General features: G+C 72.7%; 12 protein-coding genes and 1 tRNA gene. 8 read left to right on the top strand and 5 right to left on the bottom strand.

Translation table 11 applies throughout. The annotated features are described in order from the left end of the window. Window positions 1-55 precede the first annotated feature (55 nt). Window positions 56-130 (bottom strand) — tRNA-Cys (locus ACIPRD_RS27855). Window positions 131-698: 568 nt separating this feature from the next. Here ACIPRD_RS27855 and ACIPRD_RS27850 point away from each other — a divergent pair. From ACIPRD_RS27850 to ACIPRD_RS27840, 3 genes are all read left to right on the top strand, one after another. Then, window positions 699-2492: a DEAD/DEAH box helicase gene (locus ACIPRD_RS27850; RefSeq protein WP_356396666.1), complete on the top strand. Its 1794-nt coding sequence runs from the start codon at window positions 699-701 to the stop codon at window positions 2490-2492. A gap of 546 nt (window positions 2493-3038) precedes the next feature. Further along, entirely contained in the window at window positions 3039-3680 is a 642-nt protein-coding gene (locus tag ACIPRD_RS27845; protein WP_356396669.1) for a helix-turn-helix domain-containing protein, read from the top strand. Between the two features lie 69 nt (window positions 3681-3749). Then, the gene (locus tag ACIPRD_RS27840) at window positions 3750-4541 is read left to right on the top strand and encodes a S16 family serine protease (protein ID WP_356396672.1); all 792 of its coding nucleotides are present in this window, start codon (window positions 3750-3752) and stop codon (window positions 4539-4541) included. Between the two features lie 117 nt (window positions 4542-4658). On the opposite strand, the gene ACIPRD_RS27835 is transcribed toward ACIPRD_RS27840, so the two are convergent. Continuing rightward, window positions 4659-5150, bottom strand: a complete 492-nt coding sequence (locus ACIPRD_RS27835) for an Lrp/AsnC family transcriptional regulator (RefSeq protein ID WP_356396675.1) — start codon at window positions 5148-5150, stop codon at window positions 4659-4661. A 149-nt stretch (window positions 5151-5299) separates the two neighbouring features. On the opposite strand from ACIPRD_RS27835, the gene hppD reads away from it, so the two are divergent. Further along, window positions 5300-6448 carry a 4-hydroxyphenylpyruvate dioxygenase gene (hppD, locus tag ACIPRD_RS27830; protein WP_356396678.1) on the top strand — a complete coding sequence of 383 codons (1149 nt, stop codon included), beginning with the start codon at window positions 5300-5302 and terminating at the stop codon, window positions 6446-6448. A 133-nt stretch (window positions 6449-6581) separates the two neighbouring features. Here the strand turns inward: hppD and ACIPRD_RS27825 are convergent, their stop codons facing one another. Then, the gene (locus ACIPRD_RS27825; protein WP_401566919.1) at window positions 6582-8081 is read right to left on the bottom strand and encodes a tetratricopeptide repeat protein; all 1500 of its coding nucleotides are present in this window, start codon (window positions 8079-8081) and stop codon (window positions 6582-6584) included. 92 nt (window positions 8082-8173) lie between these two features. Here ACIPRD_RS27825 and ACIPRD_RS27820 point away from each other — a divergent pair, with 92 nt between their 5' ends. After that, entirely contained in the window at window positions 8174-9580 is a 1407-nt protein-coding gene (locus ACIPRD_RS27820) for an FAD-binding oxidoreductase (protein ID WP_401566917.1), read from the top strand. A gap of 106 nt (window positions 9581-9686) precedes the next feature. Here ACIPRD_RS27820 and ACIPRD_RS27815 read toward each other — a convergent pair whose 3' ends face one another. Beyond that, window positions 9687-10100: an SsgA family sporulation/cell division regulator gene (locus tag ACIPRD_RS27815; RefSeq protein ID WP_356396687.1), complete on the bottom strand. Its 414-nt coding sequence runs from the start codon at window positions 10098-10100 to the stop codon at window positions 9687-9689. Between the two features lie 355 nt (window positions 10101-10455). Between ACIPRD_RS27815 and ACIPRD_RS27810 the strand changes: the two genes are divergently transcribed. Together ACIPRD_RS27810 and ACIPRD_RS27805 are read left to right on the top strand one after the other, a co-directional pair. After that, a complete protein-coding gene (locus tag ACIPRD_RS27810; protein ID WP_401566914.1) occupies window positions 10456-11976 on the top strand; it encodes an RDD family protein in 1521 nt (506 codons plus the stop codon). Between the two features lie 93 nt (window positions 11977-12069). After that, window positions 12070-12864 (top strand): RDD family protein, encoded by a 795-nt coding sequence (locus ACIPRD_RS27805; protein WP_401566912.1) that lies wholly within the window; start codon window positions 12070-12072, stop codon window positions 12862-12864. A gap of 136 nt (window positions 12865-13000) precedes the next feature. Here the strand turns inward: ACIPRD_RS27805 and ACIPRD_RS27800 are convergent, their stop codons facing one another. Further along, a complete protein-coding gene (locus ACIPRD_RS27800) occupies window positions 13001-13303 on the bottom strand; it encodes a hypothetical protein (RefSeq protein ID WP_356396695.1) in 303 nt (100 codons plus the stop codon). Window positions 13304-13662: 359 nt separating this feature from the next. On the opposite strand from ACIPRD_RS27800, the gene ACIPRD_RS27795 reads away from it, so the two are divergent. Then, entirely contained in the window at window positions 13663-16017 is a 2355-nt protein-coding gene (locus ACIPRD_RS27795; protein WP_401566909.1) for an immune inhibitor A domain-containing protein, read from the top strand. Window positions 16018-16125 lie beyond the last annotated feature (108 nt).

Below are 16125 nucleotides of genomic sequence, written 5' to 3'. Positions count from 1 at the left end.
CAGGAAGGGGCGGCACCCCTCGGTGCCGCCCCTTCCCGTTCCGCCCGGTGAGGCGTGGAGGCCGTGGCGGGAATTGAACCCGCGTACCTCGCTTTGCAGGCGAGTCCCTGGGCCACTCGGGCACACGGCCGTGTACGTGGAACGACCGTAGGGGGCGCGGGGCGGCGGGCTCAAGACAGAGCGCGGTGCCGCAACGCGACTGCCATACGGCGTTCATGAACGGGCCGGACCTCCGGCGCTCCCGGCGTCCATGAACCGCGGGCTCCCGTCGCGCGTCGCGGCGGCGCGGCGCGGGCCGGGTGCGCGGGAGGCGCGGTGCGGGCCGGGTGTGGGGGTGGCCACGCGTCCGCGGGGGCGTGTCGGCCGGGGCCGGTCCCGGTGGCCCCCGTCGGCGCCGGCAAGGGTGCTGCATCGTGCCTGGTCATCACGGGTGACCGTCGGGAAGGAGGGCCCGGTCGGGGTGATCGCGGGGGGTCCGGGGGCGCTGTGACGTGGGTCCCACCGGCGGGCGAGCCGGGCTCGTCCGAGCGCTGCCGGGGGCCTCGCGCCGGTAGGGTGGCCCGGTTGTCATACGTGCCGAGCCGTCCGTCCCCGTCGCCCGTCACCGCTGCTGAGCGACGATCCCCCAGCGCCCGAAAGCCTGGCGGGAACCCCGGTCGCACGGCCCCCTTCGACTCGACCACAAGACCACGGAGACCGTGACTACCACCGCCGCTTCCTCCTCCCACAGCCTTTCCCCCGCCTTCCCGGGCCGCGCGCCCTGGGGCACCGCCAGCAGACTGCGTGCCTGGCAGCAGGGGGCGATGGACAAGTACATCCAGGAGCAGCCGCGTGACTTCCTCGCCGTCGCCACGCCCGGCGCCGGCAAGACGACCTTCGCGCTGACCCTCGCGTCCTGGCTGCTGCACCACCACGTCGTGCAGCAGGTGACCGTGGTCGCACCGACCGAACACCTGAAGAAGCAGTGGGCCGAGGCCGCGGCCCGGATCGGGATCAAGCTCGACCCCGAGTACAGCGCCGGTCCGCTGGGCCGCGAGTACGACGGTGTCGCCGTCACCTACGCCGGTGTCGGCGTGCGCCCGATGCTGCACCGCAACCGCTCCGAGCAGCGCAAGACACTGGTGATCCTCGACGAGATCCACCACGCCGGCGACTCCAAGTCCTGGGGCGAGGCGTGCCTGGAGGCGTTCGAGCCGGCCACCCGGCGGCTCGCGCTCACCGGTACGCCGTTCCGGTCGGACACCAACCCGATCCCCTTCGTGACGTACGAGGAGGGGCAGGACGGGATCCGGCGGTCCTCCGCCGACTACACGTACGGCTACGGCAACGCCCTCGCCGACCACGTCGTCCGGCCCGTCATCTTCCTCTCCTACAGCGGCAACATGCGCTGGCGCACGAAGGCCGGCGACGAGATCTCCGCCCGGCTCGGCGAGCCGATGACCAAGGACGCGGTCAGCCAGGCCTGGCGCACCGCCCTCGACCCGCGCGGCGAGTGGATGCCCAGCGTGCTGCGCGCCGCCGACCAGCGGCTCACCGAGGTCCGCAAGGCCATCCCGGACGCCGGCGCCCTCGTCATCGCCTCCGACCAGGACTCCGCCCGCGCCTACGCCAAGCTCATCCGGGAGATCACCGGCACCAAGGCCACGCTGGTGCTGTCCGACGACACCGGGGCGTCCAGCAGGATCGACGAGTTCAGCGGCGGCAACGACCGCTGGATGGTCGCGGTCCGCATGGTGTCCGAGGGCGTCGACGTGCCCCGGCTCGCGGTGGGCGTGTACGCCACCACCATCTCGACCCCGCTGTTCTTCGCGCAGGCCGTCGGCCGTTTCGTGCGGTCCCGGCGGCGCGGCGAGACCGCGTCCGTCTTCCTGCCGACCGTGCCCGACCTGCTGACCTTCGCCAACGAGATGGAGAAGGAACGCGACCACGCCCTCGACAAGCCGCGCAAGGAGGGCGAGGAGGACCCGTACGCCGAGTCCGAGAAGGAGATGGAGGAGGCGAACAAGGAGCAGGACGAGGACACCGGCGAGCAGGAGCAGTTCTCCTTCGAGGCGCTGGAGTCCGAGGCCGTCTTCGACCGGGTGCTGTTCGACGGCGCCGAGTTCGGCATGCAGGCCCACCCGGGCAGCGAGGAGGAGCAGGACTACCTCGGCATCCCCGGGCTGCTGGAGCCGGACCAGGTGCAGATGCTGCTCCAGAAGCGGCAGGCCCGGCAGATCGCGCACAGCCGCAAGAAGCCGGACTCCGAGGCGGACCTGCTGGAGCTGCCCGCCGAGCGGCGGCCGGTGGTCAGCCACAAGGAGATGATGGAGCTGCGCAAGAAGCTCAACACCATGGTGAGCGCGTACGTCCATCAGAGCGGGAAGCCGCACGGGGTGATCCACACCGAGCTGCGGCGGGTGTGCGGGGGGCCGCCGAGCGCGGAGGCGACGGCGGGGCAGTTGCGGCAGCGGATCGAGAAGATGCAGGAGTGGGCTACGCGTATGCGGTGACGCTCTGCTGGGTGGGGAATTTCTTTTCCCACCCGCCCGCCCGTCTCGGTCCGCCGGAGAGTGGCCGTCGCGGGGCTCCGCCCCGGACCCCTGCGATCCGGCCTTCCGCGATCCGGCCTTCCGCGATCCGGCCTTCCGCGATCCGGCCTTCCGCGGTCCGGACCCCGCGGTCCGGCCCTCCGCGGTCCGGACCCCCGCCCCGGCCCCGGTCCGGACGCCCGCGAGGGGGCCCGTCCGACCCGGTCCGCGGTCCGGTTTCGGCGTCGTGTGGTGGGGGTGGATATGGGGAGCAATGGTGGCAGGCCGGGACCGGTGTTGACCGGATTCTGGACCGAGGCTTCCGCTCAGCGAACCGGCTTCGCTACTGTCCCGCTACGCATACGCCCCGTGGCAGCGCCGCCGCGGAGCGCAGCCGTGAAGCGCCATGGGCCCGGACGCCGCCGGGCCGTTCTGCCGACCGGCGGCCTCTGACACGCGTCGCCGACGGGACTCGGTCGCGCATCCGCCGATCAGGGGCGCCGGCCTCACGCCGAAGGAGTGGGCGTCGTGACCGCGGAGACATCCCAGACGCTCGACCGGGGACTGCGTGTCCTCAAACTGCTGGCCGACACGGACCACGGGCTGACGGTCACCGAACTCTCCCAGAGGCTGGGCGTGAACCGGACCGTCGTGTACCGGCTGCTCGCCACGCTGGAGCAGCACGCGCTGGTCCGGCGCGATCTGGGCGGGCGGGCCAGGGTCGGCCTCGGGGTGCTGCGCCTCGGCCGCCAGGTGCACCCCCTGGTACGCGAGGCGGCGCTGCCCGCGCTGCGGTCGCTCGCCGAGGACATCGGGGCCACCGCCCACCTGACACTGGTCGACGGCACCGAGGCCCTCGCCGTCGCGGTCGTCGAGCCCTCGTGGACCGACTACCACGTGGCCTACCGGGCCGGTTTCCGCCACCCGCTGGACCGCGGCGCGGCCGGAAAGGCCATCCTCTCCGCCCGCAGGACACCCGCCGCCGACCCCGGCTACATCCTGACCCACGGTGAGCTGGAGGCGGGCGCGAGCGGGGCCGCAGCGCCCCTCATCGGCGTCACCGGCGTCGAGGGCAGCGTGGGCGTGGTGATGCTCGCCGACTCCGTGCCGGAGCGGGTGGGCCCGCGCGTGGTGGACGCGGCCCGGGAGGTCGCGGAGGCCCTGCGCTGATCCGGCGGCCGCGCCGCTGGACGTGTACGTGCCACAGGGGGCGCACGGGGCTCGCGTTAGATTGATTCCGTGCTCTCTCGTCTCACGCGCCCCCGGGCCGTCGCCGTCTGTGCCCTGCCCGTCGTGGCCCTGATCGCCACGGCGGTGTTCGCGCCGCTGCCGTTCGCGCTGGCGCAGCCGGGCATGACCGCGAACGTGCTCGGCAAGTACCAGGGCACGCAGGTGATCACCGTCTCGGGCGCGAAGACCCGCCCGACCGGCGGGCAGCTGCGGATGACGACCATCGAGGCGACCGGCCCCGACGCGAAGGTGAGCCTCGGGGACGTGCTCGACAGCTGGTTCCGCACCGACCGGGCCGTCATGCCCCGCGACTCGGTCTATCCGACCGGCGGTGACGTGAAGGAGATCGAGAAGCACAACTCGGAGCAGATGCGGCAGTCCCAGGACGCCGCGACCGAGGCCGCGCTGAAGTACCTGCGCCTCAGCCCCGGCAAGGTGAAGGTCAGGCTGAGCCTCGCGGACGTGGGCGGCCCGAGCGCCGGGCTGCTGTTCACGCTGGGGATCATCGACAAGCTGGACGGCGACGGCAGCGGCGGCGACCTCACCGGCGGCCGGACCATCGCCGGTACGGGCACGATCGACGCGGCCGGCAAGGTCGGCGCGGTCGGCGGGGTGTCCCTGAAGACGCGGGCCGCGAGCCGGGACGGCGCGACCGTCTTCCTGGTCCCGAAGGCGGAGTGCGCCGACGCGAAGGCCGAGCTGCCCAAGGGCCTGAAGCTGGTCCCGGTCACCACCCTGACGGGCGCGGTCGACTCCCTGCGCACGCTGGAGAAGGGCAAGGGCCCGCTGCCGAGCTGCTAGCCGGACGGCGTCCGCGGTCACGGCCGAGGACGCCGGCAGGGCAGGGGGCGCGGTCACGGCCGGGGACGCCGGCAGGGTCGGTCCGCGGTCACGGCCGGGACGCGGCCCCGGCGGCGGTCAGTGTGCCGGGGTGTCGTCCCCCTCGGCGCCCGACGCCTGCTGCACCAGCGGGATGATCCGCAGCGGGACCGGGTTCTCCATGACGATGGCGGTCGAGGCGCGCACGATGCCCTCGTAGCCGACCACCTTGTCGATCACGCGCTGGAGATCGGCGTTGGAGCGGGCCACCAGCCGGCAGAGCATGTCGCCGCTGCCCGTGGTGGTGAGCAGTTCCAGGACCTCCGGCACGGTGGCCAGATGGGCCCGCACGTCGGGGCCCTGGCCCTGCCGGATCTGGAGGGTGGCGAAGGCGGTCACCGGGTAGCCCAGCGCGGCCGGGTCCACCTGCGGGCCGAAGCCGCGGATGACGCCCTGGGACTGCAGCCGGTCCAGCCGTGCCTGCACGGTGCCCCGCGCGACCCCCAGCCGCCGGGACATCTCCAGCACTCCGATGCGCGGCTCCCGTGCGAGAAGCACGATGATCCGGCCGTCGAGACGGTCGATCGCCACAGCCCCTGCTCCTTCTTCCGGTCCGTCCGGCGTCCACACGATGGTCATCCTGTACAGACAGGCCGGGCGGACGGCCGTCCGGCTGAACAGAATGTCCAGTGGATACCGGAACTATTGCGCACCTTGCAGAGCGGGGCCACCCTTCCGCTATGACGCAGACCACAGACCACGCTCCCGACGCGACCGCCCGGCAGGCCGACCCCTTCCCGGTCAAGGGCATGGACGCGGTCGTCTTCGCCGTGGGCAACGCCAAGCAGGCGGCGCACTACTACTCCACCGCCTTCGGCATGCGGCTGGTCGCGTACTCCGGACCGGAGAACGGCAGCCGCGAGACCGCGAGTTACGTGCTGGAGAACGGCTCCGCACGGTTCGTGTTCACCTCGGTCATCAAGCCCGCCACCCCCTGGGGCGAGTTCCTCGCCCGGCACGTCGCCGAGCACGGCGACGGTGTCGTCGACCTCGCCATCGAGGTCCCGGACGCCCGCGCGGCCTTCGCCTACGCCGTCGGGCACGGCGCCCGCCCGGTGACCGAGCCGTACGAGGTCAAGGACGAGCACGGCACGGTCGTCCTCGCCGCGATCGCCACCTACGGCGAGACCCGGCACACCCTCGTCGACCGCAGTGGCTACGACGGCCCCTACCTCCCCGGGTTCGAGGCCGCCGCCCCGATCGTCGAGCCCCCCGCCCACCGCACCTTCCAGGCCGTCGACCACTGCGTCGGCAACGTCGAACTCGGCCGGATGAACGAGTGGGTCGGCTTCTACAACAAGGTCATGGGCTTCACGAACATGAAGGAGTTCGTGGGCGACGACATCGCCACCGAGTACAGCGCGCTGATGTCGAAGGTGGTCGCGGACGGCACCCTCAAGGTCAAGTTCCCGATCAACGAGCCCGCGATCGCCAAGAAGAAGTCCCAGATCGACGAGTACCTGGAGTTCTACGGCGGCGCCGGCGTCCAGCACATCGCGCTGAACACCAACGACATCGTCCGGACCGTGCGCACCATGCGCGCCGCCGGGGTCCAGTTCCTCGACACCCCGGACTCCTACTACGACACCCTCGGCGAGTGGGCCGGCGACACCCGTGTGCCGGTCGAGACCCTGCGCGAGCTGAAGATCCTCGTCGACCGCGACGAGGACGGCTATCTGCTGCAGATCTTCACCAAGCCGGTCCAGGACCGTCCGACCGTCTTCTTCGAACTCATCGAGCGCCACGGCTCGATGGGCTTCGGCAAGGGCAACTTCAAGGCGCTGTTCGAGGCGATCGAGCGCGAGCAGGCCAAGCGCGGCAACCTCTGATCCCTCCGGCCCGGTGAGGGTGCCGGAGGGGGAGAGCGGTCCCCTCCGGCCCCGGCGCCCTGGTCCGTACCCGGCGTCCTGGGCCGGCCCCGGCGTCCTGGGCCGGCCCGGGCCGCGACACCCGGCACACCCGCTAGGCGCCGGCGGGCAGCGGTTCCTCCGGTACGTCCCCCAGTTCCCGCAGCGCCGCCCGCGCCGCGGGCGCGTACAGCGGGGAGAAGTAGGGGTTGACGCGCAGCGCCTCCTGGAGGTGCCGCCGGGCCGGTGCGTCGAGCCCCAGTTCCTGCTCGATGACGCCGCGGTGGAAGGCGTACAGCGCGCTGCGCACCCCGCCGCCCTTCGTCCTGTCCGTCGCCGCCACGGCGTGGGCCAGCGCCTCCTGGTCGTCGCCCGCGCGGTGCAGCGCCCAGCCGAGCGCGTCGGTCACCTCGATGCCCGGCTGGCGCTCGTACTCCTCCTCCAGGCGCGCCACCGCCTCACCCGGGTCCCCGTGGTCCGCCTCGAAGCGTCCGGCCACCAGCTCCTCGTCGACCCCGCCCGCCGCGGCCTGCCGCAACCGCGTCTGGAGCAGTTCGTACTGGGCCTGCGCCTCCCGTGTCATCCCCAGTGACTCGTACAGCTCGCCCAGCTCCAGCGTGCCCCGGGCGTCCGGCTGCCCGGCGAGGGCCGCCCGGTACGCGTCCAGCGCCTGCGGGGTGCGGCCCAGCGCGGCCAGCGTCCTCCCCTTCCCGGCCAGCGCCTCCCGCCGGCCCGGATCGAGCCGTACGGCACCCTCGAAGTGCCGCAGCGCGTCGTCGAGGTCGCCGCGCTCCCAGGCCAGCTGCCCGAGACCGGTCAGATAGGCGGCCTGCTCGGCGGGGGTGCCGGCGGCGGCCGCCGCGTCCGTCAGCTGGGCCACCGCGTCCTCCCGCCAGCCCCGGTCCCGGTACACCGCCGAGGCGCGCGCCATCACCGCGGGCCGGTCCGCCGCCGCGGTGCGCAGCCCCATCAGCTTGTCCAGGGTGCTCCGGGCCTTCTCGTAGTCGCCGAGCCCGGTGTAGGCGTCGATCAGCGGCGGGTACGCCGCCCACTGCTTCGGCGTCAGCTTCAGCGCCTGCTCCCCGTACCGCTCGGCCGAGGGGAAGTCGCGGCGGGCGTTCGCCAGCGCGGTCATCCCGGCCAGCGCCTCCGCGTTGCCCGTGCCGCGCACCTCCAGCGAGGTGCGCAGCGCCGTCTCCGCCTTCGGGTAGTCCGCCGCGTCGGCGGTCAGCCGGCCCCGCTGCACGTACGCCGCCCCCAGCACGGCCCAGGCCCGCGCGTCCCGGGGCCGCGCGCGCACCGTGCTCTCCTGGCGGCCGATGAGCGAGGTCAGGTCGGGCAGCGCGGCCGGCACCCCCGAGACCACCGCCGTCAGCACCTGCGCGGGAGGACCGGCCGCGGGGGCCGCGGACCCCGCCCCGGCCGCCGGCCGGCGCGGGTGCGGCCCGCCGGGGGTCCCTTCCAGCGGCAGCAGCACCAGCACCGCGCCCGCCGCGGCACCCGTCACCAGCGTCGCGATCAGCACCCGCCGCAGCCGGCGCCGGGAACGGCCCGGCGGCGGTTCGGCCACCAGGGACGTACCGGGGGAGCGGTGGTCATACTGTCGGTTCTCCATACCGCTCACTGTGCTCCAGCACGGGGAACACATCCGGGTGGCCCAGGGAAGGCACGGACGGGGTTCACACCGATGGCCCCGGGTGCGACGCTGTGATCATGAGCCGCATCGAAGCGCCCCGCGACGAAGTGACCGGCAACCTCACCGACCGGCTCCTGGCGGGTCTGCCCGCCGAGGCCGTCCTGACCGACCCCGACGTCACCGCCTCCTACGCCAACGACATGGCGAGCTTCTGCCCGGCCGGCGCCCCGGCCGTGGTCGTCCTGCCGCGCACGGTCGAGCAGGTCCAGCACGTCATGCGCACCGCCACCGAACTGCGCGTGCCCGTCGTCCCGCAGGGCGCCCGCACCGGCCTGTCCGGCGGCGCCAACGCCACCGACGGCTGCGTCGTGCTGTCCCTGACGAAGATGGACCGCATCCTCGAGATCAGCCCCGTCGACCGTATCGCCGTCGTCGAACCGGGCGTCGTCAACGCCGTCCTGTCCCGCGCGGTCGGCGAACACGGCCTGTACTACCCGCCGGACCCCTCCAGCTGGGAGACGTGCACCATCGGCGGCAACATCGGCACCGCCTCCGGCGGGCTGTGCTGCGTGAAGTACGGCGTGACCGCCGAGTACGTCCTCGGCCTCGACGTCGTCCTCGCCGACGGCCGCCTGATGTCCACCGGCCGCCGCACCGCGAAGGGCGTGGCCGGCTACGACCTCACCCGTCTCTTCGTCGGCTCCGAGGGCTCGCTCGGCGTCGTCGTGCGGGCCGTGCTCGCGCTGCGGCCGAAACCGCCGCAGCAGCTCGTCCTCGCCGCCGAGTTCGCCTCCGCGGCCGCCGCCTGCGACGCCGTCTGCCGGATCATGGAGGGCGGTCATGTGCCCTCCCTCCTCGAACTGATGGACCGTACGACCGTCAAGGCGGTCAACGACCTCGCCCGGATGGGACTGCCCGAGACCACCGAGGCGCTGCTGCTCGCCGCCTTCGACACCCCCGACCCCCGCGCGGACCTCGCGGCCGTCGGCGTCCTGTGCGAGGCCGCCGGCGCCACCCAGGTGGTCCCCGCCGACGACGCCGCCGAGTCCGAACTCCTCCTCCAGGCGCGGCGCATGTCGCTGACCGCGCTGGAGGCGGTCAAGGGCACCACGATGATCGACGACGTGTGCGTGCCCCGCTCGAAGCTCGGCGCGATGCTGGAGGGCGTCGAGCGGATCGCCGGGAAGTACGACCTCACCATCGGCCTGTGCGCGCACGCCGGCGACGGCAACACGCACCCCACCGTCTGCTTCGACGCCCTCGACCCCGACGAGGCCCGCCGGGCCCGCGAGTCCTTCGACGAGATCATGGCCCTCGGGCTCGAACTCGGCGGCACCATCACCGGCGAGCACGGGGTGGGCGTGCTGAAGAAGGAGTGGCTGGCCAGGGAGATCGGACCGGTCGGGCTGGAGATGCAGCGGGCCGTGAAGCAGGTCTTCGACCCGCTCGGCATCCTCAACCCCGGCAAGCTGTTCTGAACCCGGCGCCCGGTCGCGTGTCCGGTCCCGCGCCCGGTCCCGGTTCCCGTCCCGGTCCCGGTCCCGGTTCCCGTCCCGCGCCCGGTTCCCGTCCCGCGCCCGGGGCTCACCGGGCGAGCAGCTGGTCGAGCGCGTCGTCGAGGCCCAGCTGCCCGCCCTCCGTCCCCGGCGGCACCACCCGCAGCGTGCGCTCCAGCCACGCCGAGACCTGCGGGGTCGGGGCCTCCAGCAAGGCGTCGCCGTCCGGCGAACTCAGCGCCATCAGCACCACGCTGCGCCCCTCGGACTTGGTCGGCCAGACCCGCACGTCCCCCTGCCCGCACGGCCGGAACACCCCCTCCACCAGCAGCTCGCGGGCGAACGTCCAGTTGACGGGCGACTCGGAGTTGATGTGGAACGTGACGTGGACCGCGTAGGGGTCGTCCGAGCGGTACATGAGCCTCGCCGGGACGGGCACGCTGCGCTCGGGCGACAGGATGAGCTTCAGTTCCAGCTCCCGCTCCACCACCGTGTGCTCCATGACCTGCGTCTCCTTCTCTCACCGGGGCCGCCGCGAATGGGCCCGCACGGGAGGAGAGGGGGATGGGGCCGGAGCATTACGCGGGTTCGGGAAAGTTTTTTTCCGGCACCCGTGAGGCCGCCACGGCTGCCGTCGTGACAGCGACGTGGTGGCGGCGCGGCGGTGGCGCGGCGCCGGATACGGCCGCCGGACGCGGCCGCGAGCGGCGGGGCGCGCCGAGGGCCGTACGCGCGGGAACCGTGCACGGGGTAGCCCGGAAAGGGGTGGGTACGGCGGGAGTGGCCGTGGGGGGTGCCCGGGTCTGGTAGATGTGGAGCCCCCTATCCCACCCCCGAGCAGATACGGGACGACGGACATGAGCGCCCCCACCCCGGCACCCGGCGACGACAGGCCCCGCGAGGGCTACTACCCGGACCCGTCCATCCCCGGCTACGTCCGGTACTGGAACGGCGCCTCATGGGTGCCGGGCACCAGCCGCCCGGCCCCGAGGGACGGCGAGCCGCTCATCCCGCCCGCGGGAGGCCGGCCCGCGGCGCCCGCGGTGGAGGAGACGGGCCCGCACTTCTTCGACGAGGACCCGCGGCCGCAGCCGTCCGCCTGGGGGACCGGTGCCGGTGAGGGTCCGGGCCACGCCGCCTGGCCCGGCCGGGACCCGGGGGCGTCAGGCGACGCGGGCGGCTCCGCCCCGCAGGGCGCCGATCCGCGGATCCCGGCGGACATCCCGGCCCAGCAGGCCCCCCGCACCGAGGCCCCGGGGGCGGAGGAGGGCGCCACCGCCGACTCCGGCGGCACGTTCCTCTTCCGCCGCCCCACGCCCGGCCCCGCGGCGACGCCCCGCCAGGACGACGGCACGATGACCTTCCGTCAGGTGCCGGGGCGGGACGGCGCGGGCACGCCCGGCTTCGGGCCGCACGGCTCCGGCGCGGGCGCGGCGCCCGGCGCCGGTGAGCACCCGGCCGCGGCGGCCGGCGGTTTCGCCCAGGGCCCCGCCGGGACCCCCGCCGCACAGGCGCACCCGGCACCGCAGGGCCACCAGGCGCCGCCCGCCGGTCAGTCGCCCGCCGCCTCCCGGCCCGCCCCGCCCGCGGGCCCCGGTTTCGCGGTCGGCAAGGACGCCGCCGCCCGCGCGGCCGCGCAGGCACCCCAGCCCGCGGCGCCACAGGCCGCCCAGGCGCCGCAGGCCGCGCAGGCACCTCAGGCTCCCACCGCCGTGGTCCCCCCGGTGCCGCACCAGGGGGCCCAAGGCGCCCCGATGGCGCCGGGCATCGGCGGCGGACAGGCGTCCTGGGCGCAGCAGGTGCACCAACTGGCCGGCGGGGCGGACGAGCAGCCGGTCGCCCCGTGGAAGCCGCCGGTCGAGGACGTGTTCCAGGCGGCCGCGCGCCGGCAGGCCGCGGCCCGCCCCGCCGGCCTCGGCAAGCGCCTGATCGCCCGGCTGATCGACAACCTGGTCATCGGCGCCGTGACGGGCGTCGCCGCCGTGCCGCTCGGCGTTCAGGCCGTCGACCACATCCAGCACAAGATCGACCGGGCCAGGCTGTCCGGCCGTACGGTCACGGTGTGGCTGCTCGACGGTACGACGGGCACCTCCCTCGGCATCGTCCTCGCCGTCCTCCTCGTCTTCGGCGTCGTCTACGAGGTGTTGCCGACCGCCAGGTGGGGCCGCACCCTGGGCAAGAAGCTGTGCGGTCTGCAGGTGCGGGACATCGAGGGACACGAGCCCCCGGCGTTCGGCGCGGCTCTGCGCCGCTGGCTGGTCTACAGCGTTCCCGGCCTGCTCGGCATCGGCGCCGTCGGCGTGCTGTGGTGCCTGTTCGACCGCCCCTGGCACCAGTGCTGGCACGACAAGGCGGCCCACACCTTCGTCGCGGACTGACCGCGGACCGACCACGGGCCGACCGGCACCGGCCGTCCCCCGTACGGCCGCGCGCCGGATGCGGGACCCCGGCGTTCGCGGTCCACTCGGGCCATGAGCAGCGAACCGCCCCCCGGCTCCGGACCGCACCCCCCGGACGACGACCCGCTGAGGAAGCGGCCACCGTCGGACCAGGGGGCGGGCTCGCCGTACGACCCGCCGCCGGAGGGCGGGACCCCGCCGCCTCCCGGCGGGTCGCAGCCACCCCCGCACGACGGCGGCAACCCCTACGGAAGCGGCGGCGACCCGTACGGGAACGGCCCCTACGGCGGCGGAAGCGGCGGGGGCGACCCCTACGGCGGAGGCCCTCACGGCGGGGGCAACCCCTACGGGGGCGGCGGTCCGCACGGGGGCGGCGGGCCCTACGACAGCGGCGGTTACCCCACCGACCCGCTCGCCGGCATGCCCCCGCTCGCCGACAGCGGCAAGCGCACCCTCGCGCGCATCGTCGACATGATCATCGTCGGCATCGTCGTCTACCTGCTCACCTGGGCGTTCGGGGTCCGCGAGTACGACGTGAACGGCGACACGATCGACGCCGGCAAGTCCCTCGGGCAGTCCGTCGTCGCGGCCGTGCTCTACGTCGCCTACGACACGATCCTGACGGCCCGGCACGGGCAGACCCTCGGCAAGAAGTGGTTCCACATGCGGGTGGCCAACCTGGACAACGGGGCCACGCCGTCTTTCCAGACCTCGCTGATCCGCGCCCTGGTGCTGTGGATCCCGTTCGCGTTCTGCTGCGCCTGCGTCTGGACCGCGATCTGCGGCGGCTGGAGCTACTTCGACCGCCCGTACAAGCAGGGGCTCGACGACAAGGCGGCCAAGACGGTCGTGGTCAGCACCCGCTGACGCACCCGCTGACACGCGCGCGGCACGGGCGCGCGGGCGGAGGCACCCGAAGAGGCGGAAGCACCCGAAGAGGCGGAAGCGACGCGAGCGGCGGGTCCGGCACGAAGCCCGGACCCGCCGCTTCCGTGTGTGTCCCTCAGGAGGCCGAGCGCTCGCGCGCCGGATCGGCGCCGGCGGCCACGGGTTCTCGCGCGGACCCCCGCCCGCGCGTCCGGCCGGCCGCGGGGGCCGCCTGTTCCGCCCCGTCCGTCTCCTGGGGTGCCGCGCGGGCGGGCAACGGCACCGTCATGGCGACGAGCAGCCCGAGCGCGAGGGCGGACAGGGCGATGACGGCGATCCCGAGGCCCGAACCCGTCTGCGACAGCAGCAGCATGGCGAGCGTCGAGAAGATCACGGTGGACGAACCGTAGGCGAGCTGTGCGGTGGTCGGACGAGGCATGGCAATCGTGTCCTCGGAAGATGGAGAGGGGGTGCCGTTCGACTCCATGAGCGTGCATGCCCGAACGGAATACCCGGTAAGCATGCCCTTACCCGCTGTGCCGGTGCACAGGGGGGCGCACGGAGTCATGGCGCCGCCAAGTACTCATGATCACGCGCCCGTTGGCGGAGCTTCCCCTGTTCGTAAAGCGAACTACCGCTCCGCATAGTGCAGTTGTCCTGTGCAAGTCAAGGTCTGTCTTTTCTCCTAAACCTCTAGTCAAATGTCGTCACTTGATTACACGCGTTGATCGTGCGCGCACGGATCTTTCCATGACCCGGATCTCCTGTCCGTGGGCGCGGCGCGGGGGAGGATCTCAAGTGACCATCAGACCCTGGACGTTCAGAGCGGCCGCGATAGGTGTGGCGCTTGCTACGGCCTCCGCCACCTACGCGACGTTCGCCGTCGCGGAGGCGAGCACCCCGGCCCGGGGCGCCGTGGCGAACCGGCACGACCCGGCCCCGGTGGGGCAGCGGGAGCACGACCTCGACGGACCTCTGAGCAAGACCCAGGAGGCCCAGCGGCAGGAGGCTCTGAACCAGCTCATCGCGGGCAAGGTCAAGGCCAAGGACCGCGACGGCTCGAAGGTCGTCCAGCTCAAGAGCCGCAAGGGCGACAGCAAGTACGTCGAGCTGAGCCGCGAGAAGACCGACAAGATCTTCACCATCCTGGTGGAGTTCGGGGACCAGACGGACCCCAAGTACGGCGGCACCACGGGCCCGTTGCACAACAAGATCGCCGCGCCCGACCGCAAGCAGGACAACAGCACCGCCTGGCAGACGGATTACAACCAGAAGCACTTCCAGGACCTCTACTTCGGCACCGGCAAGAACACCGAGTCGCTGAAGAAGTACTACGAGACGCAGTCCTCGGGCCGCTACTCGGTCGACGGTGAGGTCTCGGACTGGGTCAAGGTCCCCTACAACGAGGCCCGTTACGGCAACAACGCCTGCGGCCAGACCAACTGCACCAGCGTGTGGAACGTCGTCAGCGACGGTCTGAACGCCTGGGTCGCCAAGCAGAAGGCGGCCGGCAAGTCCGACGCCGACATCAAGGCGGACCTGGCCAAGTACGACCAGTGGGACCGCTACGACTACGACGGCGACGGCAACTTCAACGAGCCCGACGGCTACGTCGACCACTTCCAGATCGTGCACGCCGGTGAGGACGAGTCCGCGGGCGGCGGCGCGCAGGGCACGGACGCCATCTGGGCCCACCGCTGGTACGCCTTCGGCAGCGACGCCGGTGCCACCGGCCCGGGCGACAACAAGCTCGGCGGCGCGCAGGTCGGCGACACCGGTGTCTGGGTCGGCGACTACACCATCCAGCCGGAGAACGGCGGCCTCGGTGTCTTCGCGCACGAGTACGGCCACGACCTCGGCCTGCCGGACGAGTACGACACCAACGGCGGCGACAACTCCACCGGTTTCTGGACCCTCATGTCCTCGGGCTCCTGGCTCGGCACCGGCAAGGAGGCCATCGGCAACCTGCCCGGCGACATGAACGCCTGGGACAAGCTGCAGCTGGGCTGGCTGACCTACGACACCGCCAAGGCCGGCGTCTCCTCGTGGCACAAGCTGGGCCTGGCCGAGTACAACACCAAGTACCGCCAGGGGCTGGTCGTCTCGCTGCCGGACAAGGCGGTCACGACCCAGATCGTCACCCCGGCCCAGGGCGCCACGCAGTGGTGGAGCGGCAGCGGTGACAACCTCAAGAACACGCTGACCCGTTCCGTCGACCTCACCGGCAAGTCCTCGGCCACGCTGGGCCTGGACGGCTGGTACGACATCGAGAACGGCTTCGACTACCTCTACGCCGAGGTCTCCACCGACGGCGGCGCCAACTGGAACGCCCTGGACGGCACGGTGGACGGCCAGCCCGTCCCGCGTGACGGCTCCGGCAAGCCGGCGCTGACCGGTACGGCGGACGGCTACAAGAAGCTGTCGTACTCGCTCGACGCCTACGCGGGCCAGAAGGTCCAGCTGCGCTTCCGCTACCAGACCGACGGCGGCGTCGCGCAGAAGGGCTTCGCGGCCGACGAGATCGCGGTCACCGCGGACGGTTCGACGCTGTTCTCCGACAACGCCGAGTCGGCGGACGCCGGTTGGACCGCCTCGGGCTTCTCCCGCATCGGCGCGTCCTTCACCAAGGACTACAAGCAGTACTACATCGCCGAGAACCGCCAGTACCAGTCGTACGACAAGACCCTCAAGGTCGGCCCGTACAACTTCGGCTTCGCGTCGCGTCCGGACTGGGTGGAGCACTACCCGTACCAGAACGGCCTGCTGATCTGGAAGTGGGACACCTCCCAGGCGGACAACAACACCAACGTCAAGGCGCACCCGGGCACCGGTCTGATCCTGCCGGTCGACGCGCACCCGACCGCGCTGAAGTGGGCCGACGGCACGCTGCTGCGCAACCGGATCCAGGCCTACGACTCGCCCTTCGGCCTGGACGCCACGGACGGCATCACGCTGCACAAGGCGGACGTCGCGCTGAAGATCAAGTCGCAGAAGGGGGTGCCGGTCTTCAACGACCACGCCAGCACCTACTACGACGCGTCGAACCCGACCGGTGGTGTCAAGGTCACTGACACCAACACGAAGATCAAGATCACGAAGCAGGCCGGGAACGGCTCGACGATCGAGCTCGAGGTCGGCCCTGCGGTGAAGTAAGCGGTAACTCCGCAGGTCAGAAGCGTATCGGCGGCAACCCTCTGGCGGGTTGCCGCCGATCGTGTTTAGGTGCGTCCTGTGACGCGCTTATTGACACCGACCGGAACG

This window comes from Streptomyces sp. NPDC090108, from assembly GCF_044747185.1.
Taxonomy (GTDB): domain Bacteria; phylum Actinomycetota; class Actinomycetes; order Streptomycetales; family Streptomycetaceae; genus Streptomyces.
This window is presented reverse-complemented; position numbering and strand designations above follow the sequence as displayed.

Excerpts from the sequence above, each read along its gene's own strand:
- ACIPRD_RS27825 (WP_401566919.1), bottom strand. The coding sequence starts at position 8,081 with ATGGAGAACCGACAGTATGACCACCGCTCCCCCGGTACGTCCCTGGTG.
- ACIPRD_RS27805 (WP_401566912.1), top strand. The coding sequence starts at position 12,070 with ATGAGCAGCGAACCGCCCCCCGGCTCCGGACCGCACCCCCCGGACGAC.
- ACIPRD_RS27810 (WP_401566914.1), top strand. The coding sequence starts at position 10,456 with ATGAGCGCCCCCACCCCGGCACCCGGCGACGACAGGCCCCGCGAGGGC.
- hppD (WP_356396678.1), top strand. The coding sequence starts at position 5,300 with ATGACGCAGACCACAGACCACGCTCCCGACGCGACCGCCCGGCAGGCC.
- ACIPRD_RS27815 (WP_356396687.1), bottom strand. The coding sequence starts at position 10,100 with ATGGAGCACACGGTGGTGGAGCGGGAGCTGGAACTGAAGCTCATCCTG.
- ACIPRD_RS27800 (WP_356396695.1), bottom strand. The coding sequence starts at position 13,303 with ATGCCTCGTCCGACCACCGCACAGCTCGCCTACGGTTCGTCCACCGTG.